At 39.6% G+C, this 20,089-nt stretch carries 23 protein-coding genes, 1 other RNA gene and 13 pseudogenes; 34 read left to right on the top strand and 3 right to left on the bottom strand.

Annotation, left to right across the window (positions count from 1 at the left end; all coding sequences use genetic code 11):
* Nucleotides 1–5 precede the first annotated feature (5 nt).
* From fusA to rplQ, 30 genes and pseudogenes are all read left to right on the top strand, one after another.
* A complete protein-coding gene (fusA, locus tag VZ94_RS03440; RefSeq protein WP_045778175.1) occupies nt 6–2,099 on the top strand; it encodes an elongation factor G in 2,094 nt (697 codons plus the stop codon).
* A gap of 27 nt (nt 2,100–2,126) precedes the next feature.
* A pseudogene (gene tuf, locus VZ94_RS03435) lies at nt 2,127–3,318 on the top strand (elongation factor Tu).
* Nucleotides 3,319–3,324: 6 nt separating this feature from the next.
* Nucleotides 3,325–3,636, top strand: a complete 312-nt coding sequence (gene rpsJ, locus VZ94_RS03430) for a 30S ribosomal protein S10 (RefSeq protein ID WP_045778174.1) — start codon at nt 3,325–3,327, stop codon at nt 3,634–3,636.
* A gap of 20 nt (nt 3,637–3,656) precedes the next feature.
* The gene (rplC, locus tag VZ94_RS03425) at nt 3,657–4,307 is read left to right on the top strand and encodes a 50S ribosomal protein L3 (RefSeq protein WP_045778173.1); all 651 of its coding nucleotides are present in this window, start codon (nt 3,657–3,659) and stop codon (nt 4,305–4,307) included.
* Nucleotides 4,308–4,310: 3 nt separating this feature from the next.
* Nucleotides 4,311–4,931 carry a 50S ribosomal protein L4 gene (gene rplD / locus VZ94_RS03420; RefSeq protein WP_045778172.1) on the top strand — a complete coding sequence of 207 codons (621 nt, stop codon included), beginning with the start codon at nt 4,311–4,313 and terminating at the stop codon, nt 4,929–4,931.
* Nucleotides 4,928–5,227, top strand: a complete 300-nt coding sequence (rplW, locus tag VZ94_RS03415) for a 50S ribosomal protein L23 (RefSeq protein WP_045778171.1) — start codon at nt 4,928–4,930, stop codon at nt 5,225–5,227. The genes rplD and rplW overlap by 4 nt, the downstream gene beginning before the upstream one ends.
* Nucleotides 5,228–5,264: 37 nt before the next feature.
* Nucleotides 5,265–6,092, top strand: coding sequence for a 50S ribosomal protein L2 (gene rplB / locus VZ94_RS03410; RefSeq protein WP_045778170.1), 828 nt, complete (start codon nt 5,265–5,267; stop codon nt 6,090–6,092).
* Between the two features lie 25 nt (nt 6,093–6,117).
* Nucleotides 6,118–6,378, top strand: a pseudogene (rpsS, locus tag VZ94_RS03405) (30S ribosomal protein S19); the annotation flags it as partial.
* Nucleotides 6,379–6,388: 10 nt separating this feature from the next.
* Entirely contained in the window at nt 6,389–6,724 is a 336-nt protein-coding gene (gene rplV / locus VZ94_RS03400; RefSeq protein ID WP_045778168.1) for a 50S ribosomal protein L22, read from the top strand.
* 8 nt (nt 6,725–6,732) lie between these two features.
* A complete protein-coding gene (gene rpsC, locus VZ94_RS03395) occupies nt 6,733–7,404 on the top strand; it encodes a 30S ribosomal protein S3 (RefSeq protein WP_045778167.1) in 672 nt (223 codons plus the stop codon).
* Nucleotides 7,405–7,420: 16 nt separating this feature from the next.
* Complete coding sequence (rplP, locus tag VZ94_RS03390; protein ID WP_045778166.1) at nt 7,421–7,834, top strand: 50S ribosomal protein L16; 414 nt, start codon at nt 7,421–7,423, stop codon at nt 7,832–7,834.
* On the top strand, nt 7,834–8,025 hold the full coding sequence (gene rpmC, locus VZ94_RS03385; protein WP_045778165.1) for a 50S ribosomal protein L29: 192 nt from the start codon (nt 7,834–7,836) through the stop codon (nt 8,023–8,025). The genes rplP and rpmC overlap by 1 nt, the downstream gene beginning before the upstream one ends.
* Before the next feature lies 1 nt (nt 8,026).
* Nucleotides 8,027–8,290 (top strand): 30S ribosomal protein S17, encoded by a 264-nt coding sequence (gene rpsQ / locus VZ94_RS03380; RefSeq protein ID WP_045778164.1) that lies wholly within the window; start codon nt 8,027–8,029, stop codon nt 8,288–8,290.
* Nucleotides 8,291–8,320: 30 nt separating this feature from the next.
* A pseudogene (gene rplN / locus VZ94_RS03375) lies at nt 8,321–8,690 on the top strand (50S ribosomal protein L14).
* A 10-nt stretch (nt 8,691–8,700) separates the two neighbouring features.
* Nucleotides 8,701–9,022, top strand: a pseudogene (gene rplX / locus VZ94_RS03370) (50S ribosomal protein L24).
* Nucleotides 9,023–9,031: 9 nt separating this feature from the next.
* Nucleotides 9,032–9,572 (top strand): annotated as a pseudogene (rplE, locus tag VZ94_RS03365) (50S ribosomal protein L5).
* A 12-nt stretch (nt 9,573–9,584) separates the two neighbouring features.
* A pseudogene (rpsN, locus tag VZ94_RS03360) lies at nt 9,585–9,889 on the top strand (30S ribosomal protein S14).
* A 17-nt stretch (nt 9,890–9,906) separates the two neighbouring features.
* On the top strand, nt 9,907–10,302 hold the full coding sequence (gene rpsH / locus VZ94_RS03355) for a 30S ribosomal protein S8 (protein WP_045778161.1): 396 nt from the start codon (nt 9,907–9,909) through the stop codon (nt 10,300–10,302).
* Between the two features lie 13 nt (nt 10,303–10,315).
* On the top strand, nt 10,316–10,849 hold the full coding sequence (rplF, locus tag VZ94_RS03350; RefSeq protein WP_045778194.1) for a 50S ribosomal protein L6: 534 nt from the start codon (nt 10,316–10,318) through the stop codon (nt 10,847–10,849).
* A 9-nt stretch (nt 10,850–10,858) separates the two neighbouring features.
* A pseudogene (gene rplR / locus VZ94_RS03345) lies at nt 10,859–11,213 on the top strand (50S ribosomal protein L18).
* 9 nt (nt 11,214–11,222) lie between these two features.
* A complete protein-coding gene (gene rpsE, locus VZ94_RS03340) occupies nt 11,223–11,729 on the top strand; it encodes a 30S ribosomal protein S5 (protein WP_045778159.1) in 507 nt (168 codons plus the stop codon).
* Nucleotides 11,730–11,755: 26 nt separating this feature from the next.
* Nucleotides 11,756–11,914 carry a 50S ribosomal protein L30 gene (gene rpmD / locus VZ94_RS03335; protein ID WP_439097689.1) on the top strand — a complete coding sequence of 53 codons (159 nt, stop codon included), beginning with the start codon at nt 11,756–11,758 and terminating at the stop codon, nt 11,912–11,914.
* Nucleotides 11,914–12,349, top strand: a pseudogene (rplO, locus tag VZ94_RS22145) (50S ribosomal protein L15). Before rpmD ends, rplO begins: the two are co-directional and overlap by 1 nt.
* Nucleotides 12,350–12,392: 43 nt before the next feature.
* Nucleotides 12,393–13,670, top strand: a pseudogene (gene secY, locus VZ94_RS03325) (preprotein translocase subunit SecY); the annotation flags it as partial.
* A gap of 23 nt (nt 13,671–13,693) precedes the next feature.
* A pseudogene (gene rpmJ / locus VZ94_RS24160) lies at nt 13,694–13,809 on the top strand (50S ribosomal protein L36).
* A gap of 75 nt (nt 13,810–13,884) precedes the next feature.
* Nucleotides 13,885–14,241 carry a 30S ribosomal protein S13 gene (gene rpsM, locus VZ94_RS03320; protein ID WP_045778157.1) on the top strand — a complete coding sequence of 119 codons (357 nt, stop codon included), beginning with the start codon at nt 13,885–13,887 and terminating at the stop codon, nt 14,239–14,241.
* 21 nt (nt 14,242–14,262) lie between these two features.
* Nucleotides 14,263–14,649 carry a 30S ribosomal protein S11 gene (rpsK, locus tag VZ94_RS03315; RefSeq protein WP_045778156.1) on the top strand — a complete coding sequence of 129 codons (387 nt, stop codon included), beginning with the start codon at nt 14,263–14,265 and terminating at the stop codon, nt 14,647–14,649.
* Between the two features lie 14 nt (nt 14,650–14,663).
* A pseudogene (rpsD, locus tag VZ94_RS03310) lies at nt 14,664–15,285 on the top strand (30S ribosomal protein S4).
* 22 nt (nt 15,286–15,307) lie between these two features.
* The gene (locus VZ94_RS03305) at nt 15,308–16,321 is read left to right on the top strand and encodes a DNA-directed RNA polymerase subunit alpha (RefSeq protein ID WP_045778154.1); all 1,014 of its coding nucleotides are present in this window, start codon (nt 15,308–15,310) and stop codon (nt 16,319–16,321) included.
* 9 nt (nt 16,322–16,330) lie between these two features.
* Nucleotides 16,331–16,694, top strand: a pseudogene (gene rplQ, locus VZ94_RS03300) (50S ribosomal protein L17).
* A 204-nt stretch (nt 16,695–16,898) separates the two neighbouring features.
* On the opposite strand, the gene VZ94_RS03295 reads toward rplQ, so the two are convergent.
* Genes VZ94_RS03295 through VZ94_RS03285 form a run of 3 tightly spaced genes read right to left on the bottom strand, consistent with a single transcriptional unit; the run spans nt 16,899 to nt 18,441 of the window.
* Nucleotides 16,899–17,477: a BON domain-containing protein gene (locus tag VZ94_RS03295; protein WP_045778153.1), complete on the bottom strand. Its 579-nt coding sequence runs from the start codon at nt 17,475–17,477 to the stop codon at nt 16,899–16,901.
* Between the two features lie 3 nt (nt 17,478–17,480).
* On the bottom strand, nt 17,481–18,065 hold the full coding sequence (locus tag VZ94_RS03290; RefSeq protein ID WP_045778152.1) for an SIS domain-containing protein: 585 nt from the start codon (nt 18,063–18,065) through the stop codon (nt 17,481–17,483).
* A gap of 4 nt (nt 18,066–18,069) precedes the next feature.
* Entirely contained in the window at nt 18,070–18,441 is a 372-nt protein-coding gene (locus VZ94_RS03285) for a YraN family protein (protein WP_192828594.1), read from the bottom strand.
* Nucleotides 18,442–18,453: 12 nt separating this feature from the next.
* Here VZ94_RS03285 and rsmI point away from each other — a divergent pair.
* The 4 genes and pseudogenes from rsmI to VZ94_RS03275 form a co-directional block, all read left to right on the top strand.
* Nucleotides 18,454–19,015 (top strand): annotated as a pseudogene (rsmI, locus tag VZ94_RS32635) (16S rRNA (cytidine(1402)-2'-O)-methyltransferase); the annotation flags it as partial.
* A gap of 12 nt (nt 19,016–19,027) precedes the next feature.
* Nucleotides 19,028–19,312: a hypothetical protein gene (locus tag VZ94_RS33035; RefSeq protein WP_439097688.1), complete on the top strand. Its 285-nt coding sequence runs from the start codon at nt 19,028–19,030 to the stop codon at nt 19,310–19,312.
* A gap of 68 nt (nt 19,313–19,380) precedes the next feature.
* Nucleotides 19,381–19,732: RNase P RNA component class A (rnpB, locus tag VZ94_RS22150), an RNA gene on the top strand.
* A 159-nt stretch (nt 19,733–19,891) separates the two neighbouring features.
* Nucleotides 19,892–20,089: sulfurtransferase TusA family protein (locus VZ94_RS03275; protein ID WP_045778190.1), on the top strand; the 198-nt coding region annotated here is incomplete at its 3' end.

The raw sequence follows: 20,089 nt of genomic DNA, 5'->3' as shown, positions 1-20,089 counted from the left end.
CTTTTGTGGCAAGAAAGACACCTATAAGTCGGTATCGCAATATAGGAATTATGGCGCATATCGATGCAGGTAAGACGACAACAACTGAGCGCATACTATATTATACCGGTGTTTCGCATAAGATAGGTGAGGTACATGATGGTGCTGCAACCATGGATTGGATGGAGCAAGAGCAAGAGCGAGGGATTACCATAACTTCTGCGGCCACTACGTGTTTTTGGAGTGGGATGTCTGCTCAGTATGAGCAGCATAGAATTAATATCATCGATACTCCTGGGCATGTTGATTTTACGATAGAAGTAGAAAGGTCGTTAAGAGTATTAGATGGTGCTTGTGCTTTGTTCTGTGCGGTTGGTGGTGTAGAGCCTCAATCAGAAACAGTTTGGAGGCAAGCTGATAAATACCATGTTCCAAGATTGGTATTTGTTAATAAAATGGATAGGTCGGGAGCAGATTTTTTTCGCGTTATTCAGCAGATTAAAGCAAGGTTAAAAGCCGTCGCGGTACCAGTTCAGTTGCCTATTGGTTCAGAGGAAAGCTTTTGCGGTGTGGTTGATTTGATTTCAATGAAAGCTATTTATTGGGATGATTCCAATATGGGAAGGACTTTTGTTGAAAAAGAAATACCAGAAAACATGGTCGAAACCGCTAATAAATGGCGTGAAACGTTGTTAGAGGTAGCGGCAGAAGCTAGCGAAGAATTAATGGAATGTTACTTAGAAAGCGGCGAGCTGACTAATAGGCAAATTAAAGAAGGGGTGCGCAAGCAAGTAATAGCGAACCAGGTTATGCCGGTATTTTGTGGTTCTGCTTTTAAAAATAAAGGCGTGCAAGCGTTACTAGATGGTGTAATAGATTATTTGCCAGCGCCTACAGATATTCCGGCTATTACAGGTGTTTTAGAAGACGGTAAAGAGGCTGGTAGATCAGCGGATGATGGGCAGCCTTTTGCGGCATTGGCATTTAAAATAGCTTCAGACCCGTTTGTCGGTACATTAGCGTTTTTTCGTGTGTACTCAGGTGTGTTAAGGGCTGGTGATGTAGTCTATAACTCGATTAAAAAGAAACGCGAAAGGATTGGGCGTTTGGTGCAAATGCATGCGAATAGTCGAGAAGATATAGAAGATGTATATGCAGGAGATATAGCCGCTGCTATAGGTTTAAAAGAGGTTACGACTGGAGACACGTTGTCTGATCTTAAGTCGATTATAACCCTTGAGAAAATGGACTTTCCAGAACCCGTTATTTCGTTTGCAGTCGAGGCCAAAACTAAAGCTGATCAAGATAAGATGATAATGGCTTTAGCTAAACTTACACAAGAAGATCCATCATTTCGTGTGCACACCGATGATGAAACAGGGCAGATTGTCATATCGGGAATGGGAGAGCTGCATTTAGAAATCATTGTTGATCGCATGAAAAGGGAGTTTGGTGTAGATGCAAATGTAGGAAATCGTCAAGTTGCTTATAGAGAGACGGTTAGAAAAGTAGTTGAGCAGGAAGCAAAGTTTATCAGACAAACTGGTGGTCGCGGTCAATACGGTCATGTATGGTTAAGAGTCGAGCCAAAAGAAAGAGGTTCTGGTTACGAATTTATCAATGAGGTAGTAGGCGGTGTAGTGCCTAGGGAGTATATACCTGCAGTAGATAAAGGTGTGCAAGAGCAATTGAAAAGTGGTGTGCTGGCTGGTTTTCCCGTGATCGATGTAAAAGTTACTCTGTTTGACGGTTCTTATCATGATGTAGATTCGAATGAGCTAGCATTTAAAATTGCTGGGTCAATATGTTTTAGAGATGCTGAGAAAAATGCCGATCCAGTTTTGCTTGAACCCATAATGAAAGTAGAAGTTGTAACACCTGAAGAGTATATGGGTGATGTTATGGGGGATATTAATAGACGCCGAGGCTTAATCCAGGCAATGGATGAGACCGGGTCAGGAAAAACAATCAGCTGTGAAGTGCCGTTAGCTGAAATGTTTGGTTATGCAACCGATTTGCGTTCGGTAACGCAAGGCAGAGCTACATACTCTATGCAGTTCGAAAAATACAGTGAGACACCTGCGCATATTGCCGGGGCAATTATTAATAAATCTTCATAAACAATGGAATATTAAAGGTATTAACTCATGGCTAAAGAAAAATTTTCCCGTACCAAGCCACACGTCAACGTAGGCACAATAGGTCACGTTTGACCATGGTAAAACCACATTAACGGCAGCGCTTACTTCAGTTATGGCAAAACTGCAAGGTGGTGAAGCGAAAGCCTTTGATCAAATTGATAATGCACCGGAAGAAAGAGCGCGTGGTATTACTATTGCAACTTCGCACGTAGAGTATGAATCACCAAAACGCCATTATGCGCACGTTGATTGCCCTGGGCACGCAGATTATGTGAAAAACATGATTACGGGTGCGGCACAAATGGACGGTGCTATCTTAGTTTGTTCCGCTGCAGACGGTCCAATGCCGCAAACAAGAGAGCATATCTTGTTGGCAAGACAAGTGGGTGTGCCATATATCGTCGTATTCTTGAACAAAGTAGACATGATTGACGATGAAGAATTAATCGAATTGGTTGAAATGGAGTTAAGAGAGTTATTAGACTTGTATGAGTTCCCTGGCGACGATACACCAATTGTAAGAGGCTCCGCATTATTAGCCTTAAATGGCGATCAAAGCGAAATTGGTGAGGCTTCAGTAATCAAGTTGGTCGAAGCGTTAGATACTTATATCCCTGAGCCAGTAAGAGCTGTCGATGGTTCTTTCTTAATGCCAATAGAAGATGTATTCTCTATTTCTGGTCGCGGTACTGTTGTAACGGGTCGTGTTGAGCGTGGCATTATTAAAGTTGGTCAAGAAGTTGAAATTGTTGGAATTCGCCCAACTGTAACAACAACTGTTACTGGCGTTGAAATGTTCCGTAAATTATTAGATCAAGGTGAAGCAGGCGATAACGTTGGCTTGTTATTGCGCGGTACTAAAAGAGATGATGTTGAGCGTGGTCAAGTATTAGCTCATAAAAATACAATTAAACCACACGCTCACTTTAATGCAGAGATTTACGTATTATCGAAAGAGGAAGGTGGACGTCATACGCCATTTTTTGATGGTTACCGCCCACAATTTTATTTCAGAACAACTGATGTGACAGGTGCTGTTAAATTGCCTGAAGGCGTAGAAATGGTAATGCCAGGTGACAACATCTCAGTGACAGTAAAGTTAATTTCACCGATTGCGATGGAAGAAGGTTTGCGCTTCGCTATTCGTGAAGGTGGTCGTACCGTAGGTGCGGGTGTTGTAGCATCAATTATTGAGTAATTTATTATGTCCAATCAGACTATCAGAATCCGTTTGAAATCTTTCGATCATAAATTGATAGATCAATCGGCTGGTGAGATAGTAGAAACAGCGAGAAGAACCGGCGCACAAGTAAAAGGCCCGATTCCATTGCCTACTAAAAAAGAGCGGTTTACAGTTCTTATCTCTCCGCATGTTAATAAAGATGCGCGAGACCAATATGAGTTGAGAACCTATAAAAGATTGTTGGATATTGTCGAACCAACGGATAAAACCGTAGACGCATTGATGAAGTTAGATCTTGCTGCGGGTGTCGACGTTCAGATAAAGTTGAATTAAGTAAATAGAGGAATTGGCAGATGTCAATAGGTCTAATTGGTCGTAAATGTGGAATGACCAGAGTTTTTTGTCAGGATGGCTCTTCTGTGCCAGTAACGGTATTGCAGATTGATTCGAACAGAGTTGTTCAAGTAAAAACCATAGAAACTGATGGTTATCGGTCTATACAAGTTACCGCTGGTGATAAAAAGCCATCGAGAGTAAATAAAGCAATGGCGGGTCATTTCGCTGCGGCTAATGTAACCGCTGGTCGTGGTCTTTGGGAGTTTAGGCTTGAAGAAGGCGAAGGAGTTGACTTATCTGCCGGTTCTGAATTATCGGTAAGTATTTTTTCTGAAGGTCAAGTCATTGATGTTCAAGGAAGAAGTATTGGTAAAGGCTTTGCCGGTGCAATAAAAAGACACAACTTTCACATGCAAGATGCAACCCATGGTAACTCTCGCTCTCACAGGGTGTTAGGGTCTGTAGGTATGAACCAAACCCCCGGACGAGTATTTAAAGGCAAAAAAATGGAAGGTCATTTGGGGGATGAAAAAACCACCATACAAAACTTGACAATCCAAGCTATAGATGCTGAGAGAAACTTAATCTTAGTTAGAGGTAGCGTGCCAGGTGCTAAAGGTGGCGACGTGATTATTACTCCAGCAATGAAGAAAAGGAATAAAGGGTAAATTATGGGCGTGCAAATTCCTGCGCTAAATGAATCAGACTCTGCAGTTTCAGTAGAAGCCGCTGAATCTATATTTGGTGAATCTTATAATGAAACTTTAGTGCATCAATTAGTTGTTAAGTACATGGCAGCTGCAAGAGCGGGTACTAAAGGTCAGAAAACGCGATCAGAAGTTAGTGGTGGTGGTCAAAAACCTTGGCGTCAAAAAGGAACTGGTAGAGCGCGCTCAGGTACAACAAGAGGACCATTGTGGCGAACGGGTGGTGTAACTTTTGCTGCAAAACCAAGATCGTACGAGCAAAAATTAAATAAAAAAATGTATAGAAAAGGAATTCGTTCGATTCTGTCAGAATTGTTAAGACAAGGTCGTTTGGTTGTAAGCACGAGTATTTTGCCGTCTACACCGAAAACAAAAGAGTTAAATGAGAAAATCAAAACAATAGTCGCTAAGAGAATATTGATTGTTGTTGATGCAATAGAGAGCAATTTGGAATTAGCATCACGTAATATCCCTTATCTTCAAGTTGTAGAAGCGGCTCATTTAAGTCCTGTTTTATTAGTTAGCGCAGATAAAGTGATTGTGACGCCATCGGCACTTAAGATTATTGAAGAGCGTTTAGCATGAATTTAAAAAACTATTATTTAGCAGAGCTAATAGATGCTCCAATTATTTCAGAGAAAAGCACTAACTCAGCTGAAAATAACAAACAATTTGTATTCAAAGTAAAAAGAGAAGCAACAAAGCCTGAAATAAAAGCTGCAGTAGAGATGATGTTTGGCGTAGAAGTGGCATCTGTTAACACATTGAATGTAAAAGGCAAAGAAAAACGTTTTGGTCGTATGTTAGGTAGACGCTCTGATTGGAAAAAAGCTTATGTAAAGCTAAAGCCTGGCTCTGACATAGAATTTTCCGTTGCTTAATTAAAGTGAATATCTATTATAGGAAACGGTAATAATCATGGCTATTGTAAAGTCAAAGCCGACATCGGCAGGTTCTCGATTTGTTGTTAGAATCAAGAGCGAAGAATTACATAAAGGTAAACCTTACGCTCCGTTGCTAGAAAAAAATAGCAAAAGAGGCGGACGCAATAATATGGGGCGTATTACTACTCGTCACATTGGCGGTGGACATAAGCAACATTATAGAATTATTGATTTTAAAAGAAATAAATTCGATATTCCCGCTAAAGTTGAAAGAATCGAATACGACCCAAATAGAACAGCAAATATCGCATTGATTTTATTCAAAGATGGCGAAAGAAGATACATTATTGCGCCAAAAGGAATTGAAATTGGTCAAGAAATTTATTCATCAGTAGCGGCGCCTGTTAAGCCAGGCAATTGTATGCCGTTAAGAAACGTTCCATTAGGAACGACAGTTCACTGTGTAGAATTAAAGCCTGGCAAAGGCGCTCAAATCGCAAGAAGTGCAGGCACATCAGTGCAACTTATTGCAAGAGAAGGTGCTCATGCAACGATTCGGATGCGTTCAGGTGAAATAAGAAAAGTTCTAGCAGATTGCCGGGCAGTTATTGGTGAAGTATCTAATGCGGAACATAATCTGGCATCATTGGGCAAAGCCGGTGCTTCTAGGTGGCGCGGTGTTAGACCTACTGTAAGAGGTGTTGTTATGAATCCGGTTGACCATCCGCATGGTGGTGGTGAAGGCCGTACATCAGGTGGTAGACATCCTGTGTCACCTTGGGGTATGCCGACAAAAGGTTACAAGACCAGAAAAAATAAACGCACTGACAATATGATAGTCAGAAGACGCAAGCAGAAATAGTGAGGGGAAAACGTGCCGCGCTCAATTAAAAAAAGGTCCTTTTATTGATCATCATCTATTAAAAAAAATAAATGATGCCGCTAAAACAAATAATAGGAAACCAATTAAAACTTGGTCCAGAAGATCGATGATTATTCCCGATATGATCGGATTGACGATAGCCGTTCATAATGGGCGGTTGCACATTCCTGTGCTTGTTTCCGAAAATATGATTGGACACAAGTTGGGCGAATTTGCACCGACTCGTACCTATAAAGGCCATGTAGCCGATAAGAAATCGAAATAAAAGGCAACTTATGGAAATCTCAGCAAAATTAAGAAATGCTCCGCTTTCTGCGCAAAAAGCAAGATTGGTAGGTGATCAAATTAGAGGCTTACCAGTTGAAAATGCGTTAAATATCTTGAAGTTTAGTTCAAAAAAGGCTGCCAAAATTATTAAAAAGGTTTTAGAGTCTGCGATAGCCAATGCCGAGCATAATGAAGATGCCGATATAGATGAGTTAAAAGTTTCTACTGTTTTCGTCAATGAAGGCGCGACAATGAAAAGATTCAAGGCAAGAGCTAAAGGACGGGCGAATCATATTTTGAAAAGAACTTGCCATATAACGATTAAAGTCGCAGAGAGCGAGTAGAGGCTGAAATGGGTCAGAAAGTACATCCTATTGGGATACGTTTAGGAATTATTAAGGACTGGAACTCACGTTGGTATGCAAACAGTCAAGATTATCCTGTTTTTTTGCATCAAGACATAACAGTTAGAGAATATATTAAGAAAAAATTAGCCCATGCTTCGGTTAGTCGTATACAAATTAATCGCCCGGCTAATAATGCTCATATTACTATCCATACAGCGCGTCCAGGCATTGTTATTGGAAAAAAAGGTGAAGACATCGATGTATTGAGACAAGATATATCGAAGATGATTGGTGTTCCGGTTCAGTTAAACGTAGAAGAAATCAGAAAGCCAGAGTTAGATTCAAAATTAGTTGCCGAAGGAATTGCTCAGCAATTAGAAAAACGGATTATGTATCGTAGAGCGATGAAGCGAGCGGTAACTAATACGATGCGATTGGGTGCTGAGGGGATAAAAATAACCATCGGTGGGCGCTTAAATGGTGCTGAAATCGCAAGAACAGAATGGTATAGAGAAGGGCGGGTTCCATTACATACACTAAGAGCCGATATAGACTACGCAACTGCCGAAGCTAAAACAACTTATGGCATTATCGGCATAAAAGTATGGATATTTAAAGGTGAGGTGTTTGATATGGATAGCCATATCGCATCGGTTAATTCAGACTCAAAAAAATAGTTAAAAGAATATAGCTATGCTTCAGCCTAAAAGAACAAAATTTCGAAAACAGCACAAAGGAAGAAATACAGGTGTGGCTGTTCGTGGATCATCAGTCAGTTTTGGCGAGTATGGTCTTAAATCGGTAAGTCGTGGTCGTTTAACAGCGCGTCAAATTGAGGCGGCTAGAAGAACAATTACCCGACATGTAAAAAGAGGTGGGAAAATCTGGATAAGAATTTTCCCTGATAAACCTATAACGAAAAAGCCTTTAGAAGTTCGTATGGGTAAAGGTAAAGGTTCTGTCGAATATTGGGTAGCCCAAATTAGACCGGGTATGATGTTATATGAAATCCAAGGTGTTTCAGAAGAACTTGCTAGAGAGGCTTTTGCATTAGCCGCTGCTAAATTGCCTTTAAAAACATTATTTACTGTTCGGACGATAATGTAATGAAAATCACAGAATTAAGACAAAAAACAAAAGACGAGTTAGGCAATATTTTATTAGATTTAGCTCGTGAACGTTTTAACTTAAGAATGCAAAAAGGCACGGGGCAGCTAACTAAATCCGATCAAATAAAGAAAGTTAGACGCACTATAGCCCGTGTAAAAACAGTTCTTAAAGAAAAAGCGAGCGCATAAGATGACAGAAAATGTAGCTAAAGTACGGACTATTTCCGGTCGGGTTATCAGTAACAAAATGGATAAAACGATAACGGTGTTAGTTGAACGGTTTGTTAAGCACCCTGTTTACGGTAAATATGTAAAAAGGTCGACAAAGATGATGGCACATGATGAAAGCAATCAATGCCAAGAAGGGGATATTGTTTCTATAGCATCGTGCAGACCCTTATCGAAAAATAAAGCGTTTAAGCTTGTTGAAATTTTAGAAAGCGCTAATAAATAAACGCTTTTAATATGAATTAGGAATGAAATTATGATTCAGATGCAAACTAACCTTGAAGTTGCTGATAACAGCGGCGCAAAAAAGGTCATGTGTATCAAAGTATTAGGTGGTTCGCATAGACGTTATGCGGCTATAGGCGACATTATAAAAGTCAGTATTAAAGATGCAATTCCAAGAGGCCGCGTGAAAAAAGGCGAGGTCTATAACGCATTAGTAGTAAGGACTAAAAAAAGGTGTTCGTCGTGCAGATGGTTCAGTAATACGTTTTGATGGTAATGCTGCAGTTATACTAAATAATAATTTACAACCATTAGGTACGCGTATCTTCGGGCCGGTAACACGTGAATTAAGAGGAGATAAGTTTATGAAAATTATCTCACTAGCTCCTGAAGTATTATAGGGTTAATGCCATGCAGAAAATTAAAAAAGGCGATGACGTTGTTATCCGTACTGGTAAAGATAAAGGAAAAAGCGGCAGAGTTGTTAAGGTTTTAAAAGAAGACTCCAAAGTTATTGTCGAAGGCATTAACAGAGTGAAAAAAACTCAAAAACCTAACCCAAATTTAGGTATTGAAGGCGGTATTATTTCAAAAGATATGCCAATCGATATTTCGAATGTCGGTTTGTATAATCCAAAAACGAAAAAACCAGACAGAGTAGGATTTAGACTACTTGAAGATGGTAAAAAAGGTTCGTTATTTCAAATCTACAAATGAACTGGTTGATGGTTAAGGGTAAATCATGGCGAGATTAGAACAAGTTTATAAAGAGACCGTGTTACCGGCATTAATGCAGCAGTTCGGCTATAAATCAGTAATGCAAGCTCCTAAAATAACAAAAATAACTCTGAATATGGGAGTAGGTGAAGCGGTAGCTGACAAAAAGATTTTACAATCTGCTGTCGGCGATATGGAAAAAATTTCGGGCCAAAAACCCATTATTACGTTAGCTAGAAAGTCCATAGCCGGTTTTAAGATTCGTGACGATATGCCAATAGGCTGCAAAGTTACTTTGCGTAGTGCGAGAATGTATGAGTTTTTGGATCGTTTAATTAGCATTTCAATTCCTCGCATTAGAGATTTCAGAGGCTTAAGTCCAAAAAAGTTTCGATGGTCGTGGTAATTACTCGATGGGAGTGAAAGAGCAAATTATCTTCCCTGAGATAGATTATGACAAAATCGATGCCTTAAGAGGCATGGATATTACCATTACGACAACAGCTAAAACCGATGAAGAAGGTTTAGCGTTGTTAAAGCTTTTTAACTTTCCATTTAAAAACTAATAGGCGTTTTATATGGCTAAGAAATCAATGATCGCGCGTGAAGTAAAGCGTAAAAAACTAGTTAAAAAATATGAAGCAAAGCGTAAAGCGCTAAAAGAAGCTATAAGAAATCCTAATACGTCTTTGGATGATAAGGAATCCGCTATTATTAGCTTGCAGAAGATGCCAAGGAATTCAAGCAGTTCTAGGTTCGTAATCGGTGTAATTTAACGGGAAGGCCGCATGGTTTCTATCGGAAATTTGGTCTTAGCCGAAATAAATTAAGAGAAGCTACCATGAGAGGCGATGTGCCTGGATTGGTTAAGGCAAGCTGGTAAGAATCGGAGATTAGAATATGAGCATGACTGATCCTGTCGCAGATATGCTGACCCGTATTAGAAACGGGCAAGCCGCTGGAAAAAAAAGCATAAAACAACCTTCTTCAAAGCTTAAAGTAGCAATTGCCAACGTATTAAAAGCAGAAGGTTATATTTTAGATTACGGCCTTGAAACTAATGGAAGCCACACTGAGATGACGATAGAATTAAAATACTATCGTGGTGAGCCTGTTATTGAAAGTATAAAGCGCGTTAGTAGGCCTGGTTTAAGAATTTATAAATCAAAAGACGAATTGCCAAAAGTATTAGGAGGTTTAGGTATAGCAATTATATCAACTTCTAAAGGCGTGATGACCGATAGAGCTGCTAGAGAAATCGGTCATGGTGGTGAAGTCATTTGTACTGTTTGTTAAGTTAAGGCTAATTATGTCAAGAATAGCTAAGTCGCCAGTGACAATACCCGCTGGAGTAGATGTTAAAATAGAAGGCAACAGTTTATCAGTAAAGGGAAGTAAAGCGCTGTTGACTTATGATTTGAATCCACTGGTTAATGTGGAAATTACTGACAAAACCCTATGCATGCAATGGAATAAAGATGATAAAAATGCAACAGCGCAAGCGGGGACTGCGCGTGCATTAATTCAAAATATGATGATAGGTGCGTCGGCTGGTTTTGAGAAAAAAATGACTCTTATTGGTGTTGGCTACAGAGCACAGGCTAAAGATAAAGTTCTTAATTTAGCCTTAGGATTTTCTCATCCAGTTGATTTTGAAATCCCTGCAGGTATTACCATAGAAACACCTTCTCAAACTGAAGTCATTATTAAAGGTAGTGATAAGCAGTTAGTCGGTGAAGTTGCGGCAAAAATTAGAGCATATCGCCCACCTGAGCCTTATAAAGGTAAAGGTATTAGATATGCAGATGAATTTGTGCCGAAAAAAGAAGCTAAGAAGAAATAGGGTATCGTGATGGACAAAAAGCAAGCTAGATTGAAACGGGCGTTAAAGTTACGTTGTAAATTAAGAAGTTTGAATGCCACTCGGTTATCGGTACATAAAACTTCTCAGCATATTTACGCGCAAATTATATCAGGTGATGGTACTAAAACATTGGTCAGTGCTTCTACTAACCAGGCTGATTTAAAAGCAAATCTCAAGAATACTAGTAATATCGAAGCAGCCGTTGAAGTTGGTAAATTTGATAGCCCAAAAAGCATTAGCGGCTGGAATTAAGCAAGTGGCTTTTGATAGATCAGGTTTCAAATATCATGGCCGTGTTAAAGCTTTAGCCGATGCTGCGCGTGAAGCTGGATTACAATTTTAGGAGAGAGAAATGGCGACAGCACCTGCTGCAGGTAGTACTGACGGATTACAAGAAAAATTAGTAAATGTTCGACGTGTTGCAAAAGTTGTAAAAGGTGGTCGAGTATTTGGTTTTACAGCGTTAACAGTCGTTGGTGACGGCGAAGGTCGTGTTGGTTACGGCGTAAGTAAAGCTAGAGAAGTGCCAATAGCAATTCAAAAATCGCTAGAACAAGCTAGAAAAAATATGCGTAAGGTCGCTTTGAAAGGCGATACGTTACAATACCCTATCATGAGTGAAACTGGCGCTGCAAAAGTATATATGCAACCTGCTTCAGAAGGTACAGGGATTATTGCTGGTGGTGCGATGCGTGCGGTGTTTGAAGTTGTCGGCATTCACAATGTGTTAGCTAAATGTATTGGGACTAATAATCCTATTAATGTAGTGAGAGCTACCATTAACGGTCTTACAGGTATGCGTAACGCTAATCAAATAGCAGCTAAGCGCGGTTTAACAGTCGAACAAATTACTAACTAATTATGGCTACAAAATTACGTGTAACTATGACAAAGAGCAAATATGGTCGATTACCCAATCACCAAGCTTGTTTGCATGGATTAGGTCTGAGAAAAATAAATCAACAAGTTGAGTTGATTGATACTCCCGAAAACAGAGGTATGATTAATAAAGTATCGTACATGTTAAAAGTCGAGGTAGTGTAATGTATTTAAATACAATTAAGTCGGCAGATGGTGCTAAAAAAAGTGCAAAAAGAGTCGGTCGTGGTATTGGTTGCACTTTAGGTAAAACCTGTGGTCGAGGCCATAAAGGGCAAAAAGCAAGAGCAGGTGGCTTTCATAAAGTCGGTTTCGAGGGTGGTCAAATGCCTTTACAACGACGCTTGCCTAAGATTGGTTTTAAATCAAAATCAGCTAAGTTTAGTGCAGAAGTTAGATTGCATGAATTAAACCATATTGTTTCTGACGTGATTAATTTAAAATTGTTAATTGCTGAAAACATTGTGCCAATTTTTTACCAAATCAGTAAAAATTATTAAATCAGGCGAAGTTAATAAGCCTTTCACGATTCAAGGCATTAAAGTGACTCAAGGCGCTAAACAAGCTATAGAAGCCATAGGTGGCAAAGTAGAGGCATAAGTGAATATTGCAAAGGCTAGCTTAGCGAAAAAAAGTTGATCCCTACGCTGAATTAAAAGCCAGATTACTTTTTCTCTTAGGCGCTTTTGTCGTCTATAGAGTAGGTGCTCATATCCCAGTGCCAGGTATAGATCCTAAAGCACTCGCAATTATGTTTGAGCAATCAGGTTCTATACTGAATATGTTTAACATGTTCTCGGGTGGCGCGCTTATGCGGCTAAGCCTTTTTGCTCTAGGTATTATGCCCTATATTTCTGCTTCGATTATCATGCAGCTAATGACCGTGGTAATCCCATCTATGGAGCAATTAAAAAAAGAAGGCGAGTCAGGACGTAGAAAAATATCCCAATATACACGTTACGGGACTGTAGTATTAGCCACTTTCCAAGCGATAGGTATTTCCGTTGCTTTACAAAATCAAACAGCCGGCGGATTGTCTGTAGTTATTAATCCCGGTGTTGGTTTTATATTAGTTACGACCATTACCTTAGTAACAGGCACTGTTTTTCTGATGTGGTTAGGAGAGCAAGTTACCGAAAGAGGTATTGGTAATGGTATTTCCATGCTGATTTTTGCCGGTATTGTTTCTGGCTTGCCTAAAGCGATAGGTGGTACGCTTGAGTTAGCGAGAACAGGTGAAATGAATGGCGGCTTTATTATTATTCTGTTCTTGTTGTCTATCGGAGTGACAGCTTTAGTAATATTTGTTGAGCGTGGTCAGAGACGAATCACGATTAATTATCCGAAGCGTCAACAAGGCAAAAAAATGTATGCAGCACAAACAAGCTTTTTGCCGTTAAAATTAAATATGGCTGGTGTAATCCCGCCGATTTTTGCTTCAAGTATTATTTTATTTCCTGCGACAATCGCTGGCTGGTTTGGTAATGCCGAAGGGTTTGCTTGGTTACAAGATATTGCCACATTATTGTCGCCAGGTCAGCCTGTTTATGTAATGCTGTATGCCACTGCAATTATTTTCTTCTGTTTCTTTTATACCGCTTTAGTGTTTAATTCAAAAGAAACGGCTGAAAATTTGAAAAAATCAGGTGCGGTACTTCCTGGTATACGTCCAGGTTTGCAAACTAGCGCTTATATAGACAAGGTAATGACAAGGTTAACCCTAATTGGGGCATTCTATATTACCTTAGTCTGTTTGTTACCTGAGTTTTTGATAGTGTATTGGAATGTACCGTTTTATTTTGGTGGTACCTCACTATTAATTATTGTGGTTGTCGTCATGGATTTTATTTCACAGATGCAAACTCACATTATGTCTCAGCAATATGATGGCTTAATGAAAAAAGCCAATTTAAAAAAATAGGTTAAAAGTCAAAGGAGTATGCAATGAAAGTTCGTGCATCGGTTAAAACAAATTTGCAGAAATTGCAAAAATTATAAAAAGAAATGGTGTTGTTAGAGTGATATGCTCTGACGGCAGGCACAAACAACGTCAAGGTTGATTTTGTTGTGCTCCAATTCATGCAATGTTAAAATTTCAAGCTTAACTTTATTCTAAAGCTCAGGGGAGTATTTGAATGGCGCGTATTGCCGGGATAAATGTACCAGATCATAAGCATGCGGTAATCGCATTAACGTCTATCTATGGGATAGGCCGCAAAACCGCAAGTAATATCTGTTCGGAAGTTAATATCTTACCATCAACTAAAATTAAGGAATTAACTGAAGAGCAATTAGATGCTATCAGAAACGTTATCTCTAAGATGACTGTTGAAGGTGATCTTCGTCGTGAAGTATCTATGAGTATTAAGCGTTTAATGGATTTGGGTTGTTACCGTGGTATTCGTCATAGAAGAGGTTTGCCTGTGCGCGGTCAACGTACAAGAACTAACGCTCGTACTCGTAAGGGTCCAAGAAAACCAATTAAGAAATAAGCTGAATTAAAGAGATAAATTATGGCTAGTCCAAATCGTTCTAGGAAACGAATAAAAAAAGAAGTGGCAGATGGAATTGTCCATGTTCATGCCTCGTTTAATAATACCATTATAACTATCACCGATAGAAAAGGTAATACGCTTTCATGGGCAACATCAGGTGGTTCAGGCTTCCGTGGTTCAAGAAAAAGTACACCATTCGCCGCTCAGGTTGCTGCTGAAAAAGCTGGGTTGGTAGCTCAAGAGTTCGGCATGAAAAATTTGGATGTTATGATTAAAGGCCCGGGTCCAGGTCGTGAATCAGCGGTACGTTCATTAAATAATTTGGGATTTAAAATTACCAATATTATTGATGTTACCCCGATACCTCATAATGGTTGTCGTCCACCTAAAAAGCGCCGAGTTTAAGAGAGGAAGATTTTATGGCAAGATATATTGGTCCTACTTGTAAACTAAGCCGAAGAGAAGGGACAGATTTATTTTTAAAGAGCAGAGGAAAATCTTTAGAAAGTAAGTGTAAACTAGATCAACGTCCTGGTCAGCATGGTACTAAACGTAATAGAAATTCTGATTACGCCATGCAGTTACGTGCTAAGCAGCGTTTACGTAGAATTTATGGCATATTAGAAAAGCAGTTTAGAAATTACTATAAAACTGCAGATATGAAAAAAAGGCGCTACAGGTGAAAATTTATTAAACTTGTTAGAGTCAAGATTAGATAACGTGGTTTACCGTATGGGTTTCGCTTCTACCAGAGCAGAAGCGCGTCAGTTGGTAAGTCATAAGTCAATCTTAGTTAACGAAGCAGTAATCAATATTCCATCTTACCAGGTTAATCCGGGTGATGTTTTGTCAATTAGAGAAAAGTCTAAAAAGCAACAACGGATTATTGATGCTTTAGCTGTAACAGAGCAATATGGCTTCCCTTCATGGGTTGATGTAAACGTAAAAAATATGTCAGGCATTTTTACTGCATTACCTGATCGAGTTGATTTAGGAAGTGACATCAATGAACAATTAGTTGTTGAGCTTTACTCTAAATAATTAATATATCTGAGGTGCGCAAATGCAGAATGCCATTTCTGGCTTATTGAAACCTCGGTTAGTTGAGGTTGTTAGCAAATCTCCGAATCATTCCAGAATAGTCATAGAGCCATTAGAACGTGGCTTTGGTCATTCGTTAGGTAATGCATTAAGACGAGTGTTATTGTCAACTATTCCAGGTTGTGCAGTAACTGATGTTGAGATTGAGGGTGTATTACATGAATACACGACTATTGAAGGTGTTCAGGAAGATGTTATTGACATCTTATTGAACCTAAAAAAATTAGCGGTTGTTCTTCATTCAAAAGACGAAGTAGAGCTTACGTTGTCCAAAATTGGACCGGGCAGTGTGACAGCCGCAGATATTTCTGTGCCCCATGATGTCACAATAGTTAATCCCGAATTAACCATTGCCCATTTAACGCAAGCGGGTGCGTTGAATATGAAAATACGTGTGCGTAGAGGTCGTGGGTATGAACCTGTTAGTATGCGTAAATCTTCAACAGAATATAGTTCGGTTATGGGCGCGTTGCAATTAGATGCGGCTTATAGTCCTGTTATTAAAGTTGCTTATCACGTTGAAAGCACGCGTGTTGAGCAGCGTACTAATTTAGATAAATTGATTATCGAATTAGAAACCAATGGTACAGTGGATCCAGAAGAAACTATAAAGCTTGCTGCTACTATTCTTCATGATCAATTATCCGTTTTTGTTGACTTTGAAAAAGTTAATGAACAAGTTGAAGAAGAGAAAACTGAAATAGAAGATGCTTTTGAGCCTATATTGCTTAGACCTGTTGATGATTTAGAGCTAACAGTACGTTCAGCAAATTGTTTGAAAGCCGAAAATATCTTCTATATCGGTGATTTAATTCAACGTACGGAAGTAGAATTGCTAAAAACTCCAAATTTAGGTAAGAAATCTTTAACAGAAATTAAAGACATTCTTGCGTTGAAAGGTTTGTCGTTAGGCATGAGATTAGAGAATTGGCCACCTGAGAATTTAGCCGATCAATCTCATTCAGTTAATTCATAGGTTATATCAATGAGACATCGTAAAACAGGTAGAAAATTTAATATTAACAGCAGCCATCGTAAGGCTTTGTTTAGTAACATGGCTAACTCTTTATTTAAGCATGAATTAATTAAGACGACCTTGCCTAAAGCTAAAGAATTAAGAATGTTTGCTGAGCCACTGATTACCTTATCAAAAGATGACAGTGTTGCTAAGCGTCGTTTTAGCGTTTGCTAGATTGCGTGACCGTGAAGTGGTGACTAAGTTGTTTAATGAATTAGGTCCACGCTATAAAGAGCGTAACGGTGGTTATCTCAGAATCATGAAATGCGGGTTTAGACCAGGTGACGATGCGCCTATGGCTTATGTCGAATTAGTTGACAGACCTGAATAGAATATTGCTTTATAAAAATCCAAAAACCCCACATATTGAACAATATGTGGGGTTTTTGTTTTTTGGTTACCAACTTAATACGGGACAGGTCATTCAGAACGCAGGACGCCGTATATACGTCCCTGTAGGCTTGGCGGCAGCATCCCTGCTGCCGACACCTGCGTTCTAAACGCACTGCCCATCATAAGTGTGTAGCCGTTTTTATTAGTCTAAGTATTCAAAAAGCGCGATGATTTTATTAATATTGGGCACATGTCTAACAACGTTAATAACAACTTGTCCTTCATTTCTATGAAGCTGTCCCATTAAATACGCTGTTGACTGCACAGTAACGACTTTAACCATTTGTGGTTCAAAATCAGGTAGCGTTTGTATTTGATTTAAGGCCGATAAAATTGCATTGTTAATTTGTTCATCGTTATAGAGTGTTTCAGGTTGCGGCAATTGCTCAAGAGCTATGTGATCATGAACCAACTTAACGTCATTAATATTGCGTATGGTCGTGATAATATCGTTTTTGACTTTTTGATTTAGCGCTACGCCTGCTACCAATACGGTTTTATTATAAGCCTTAATTCTAATCATTGATGCAGCCGTTAACTCGGCTTGCTCTTGTAATTCCTCATAACTATCTTGTTCAATTGTTTTATCTGTTTCGATTATTTCAATAGGTCGTCTATCATGTAACGCTAAGTGATTGAGCTCACTTGGCGCATCTTGCACATGATGAGTACATGAACTCGTAGTTAAGATTATGATAGTCAATAAAATAATTCTAATCATACGCTAGCCAAAAAGTTGATGATCAATTAAGTCGCATAAGCAATGAGTAATCAATACTTGTGATTCAAGAGCGTAAGCGCTATGGCTTGTAGGTATATGTAGCTCAATATCGGTTTCATCTAATAAAGTGGAGAGCATGGTTTCGTTGCTGTTGGTGAAAGCAATGACCGAAATCTCCTTATCATGTGCAACATTAATGGCTTTAGCTAGATTACTCATTTGTTGTCCGTCAGAATAAGTGACTAAAATGTCGCCTGCTTGCCCTAACGTTCTAATTTGTTTTGAAAATATATCATCAAAGTGATAATCCCCTGCTATTGCTGTCATGGTAACAGAATCATTGTATAAAGCGATAATAGGCAAGGCGGGTCGCTCTCTGTCGTATTGATTGAGTAATGCGCTGACTAATAGCTGAGCGCAAGCAATAGCTCGGCCGTGCGCGCATACTAGTATTTTTTTGTCGTTAAGCAGTGTTGACACAAGTCGTTGTGAAGCAAATTCAATAATTTCGGTTAAGCTGCTTAAACTGTCTTGCTGAATTTGTTGGCTATCGGAAAAATGACTAATAATTCTATCTTGTAAACTCATTGCTCTAAAAGGCGTTTTTAATCCAATTAATGTGGTTATCACCAGAAATGGCTACGACATCAAAGCGTATCGCTTTATGATGGGGTTTTAGCGATAGATAATAATGTGTAGCGGCTATTATACGCGATTGCTTGGTTGCTGTGACGCTTTCGGCCGCACTGCCAAAACGATCCGATTTGCGATATCTGACTTCCGTGATGACTAGCGCGTCTTTTTCCCGCATGATTAAATCAATTTCTCCAACTTTGCAGCGAAAGTTTTTTTCGACTAAGACTAAGCCTGCATTGAGCAAAAACTGTAATGCTTGATTTTCAGCAAATTCCCCGCGAAGTAAATGAGCATTTTTCTTTATAGGCATAAGCAACCGAGCTTTCATTGAGGATATGTTATGACGACTGAACCAGGTAAGTTGTATGTGGTGGCAACACCTATTGGTAATTTGGCGGATATAAGTTTTAGAGCTATTGAGACATTGAAACAGGTCGATTTAATAGCCGCTGAAGATACTCGCCATATCAAAATGTTATTACACACCCACCAAATTAACAATAAAGTCATTTCACTACACGAGCATAATGAAGAAAAAGCAGCCTTAGTTGTGCTTGAGAAATTAGCCCAGGGGGAGTGTATCGCTTTAGTCTCTGATGCCGGAACGCCGTTAGTAAGTGACCCTGGTATGCCATTAGTCAAACAAGCGAAGGAAAAAAGGTTTTGCAGTGGTGCCGATTCCAGGGCCATGTGCGTTAATAGCTGCGTTATCGGTATCAGGTATGGCCATGTCGCGTTTTAGCTTTGAGGGTTTTTCGCCACGTACATCCTCAGCGCGTAAAACTTTTTTTGCTGAAAGAGCAGGGTTAGCTTACACCTGGGTATTTTATGAGTCTAGTCATAGAATTTTAGCATCGTTATATGACTTAGCTGAAATCGTATCGCCTAGTCGCGAAATTGTAATTGCACGCGAAATGACAAAAATTCATGAAACTATCATGAAGACAACGGTAGGACAAGCGATAGCACGAGTAGAAAGCGACCCAGATATGTCCAAAGGCGAATTTGTTGTGATTGTGGCAGGGATAGAGCGTAACGATAAAGACTTGGGACTTACTGAAGAGCAGAATAAGGTGTTAGCGATTTTGCTAAGAGAGTGCTCTATTAAAACAGCAGTAGCTATGGCGGCTGAGATTACCGGAGCGAGAAAGAAACTGCTTTATCAACAGGCATTGTTATTGCAGAAAAATGCTGTTTAAAATTAACTATGCAAATAACGTACAAAAACCGCTAAGAAATTTTTAAATATGTTAAAATTTACGAAGAAAGAGTTGGCTGAGCAGTCGCTGTTTTTATCGTTAAGATAAAATGGAGGAAAGTCCGGGCTCCATTGGGCAGAGTGCCAGGTAACGCCTGGGAGGTGTGAGCCTACGGAAAGTGCCGCAGAAAATAAACCGCCTATCAGAAATGATGGGTAAGGGTGAAAAGGTGCGGTAAGAGCGCACCGCGCAACTGGTAACAGGGGTGGCATGGTAAACCCCACTCGGAGCAAGATCAAATAGAGGAACATACGCGTGGCCCGCGCGGTTCCTGGGTAGATTGCTTGAGCTATAAGGTGACTTTTAGCCTAGATGAATGGCTGTTCTCGACAGAACCCGGCTTACAGGCCGACTCTTTCTGCTTTTTTCCATATCCCGCTAGTAATTTCGGTAAAATCCGCTTTTATCCTACACAATAAAGAATGTTGCGCTTGTTGTATCCTCAAGGCAGCATTAGTCCCTTCTATTATCCTCACATAGCGCTAAAATACGCGTTGGTTTTGCCTTGACTGTTTGCTAATAATGAAAGAATTTCTAAATACTCGTCGTTTATTATGTCCGTTACCGGTTATCCGCACCCAAGATAAAGTTAAACAGTTGCAACCAGGTACGGTGTTAGAAGTTGTCGGTACCGACCCTGGTTTGCTGCAAGATATTCCGGCGTGGTGCCGGATTAACGGTCATAACGTATTAGAGACTAAGGCAGAGCATCATGAA

Origin of the sequence: Methylocucumis oryzae (assembly GCF_000963695.1) — a bacterium.
Lineage (GTDB): Bacteria > Pseudomonadota > Gammaproteobacteria > Methylococcales > Methylomonadaceae > Methylovulum > Methylovulum oryzae.
This window is presented reverse-complemented; position numbering and strand designations above follow the sequence as displayed.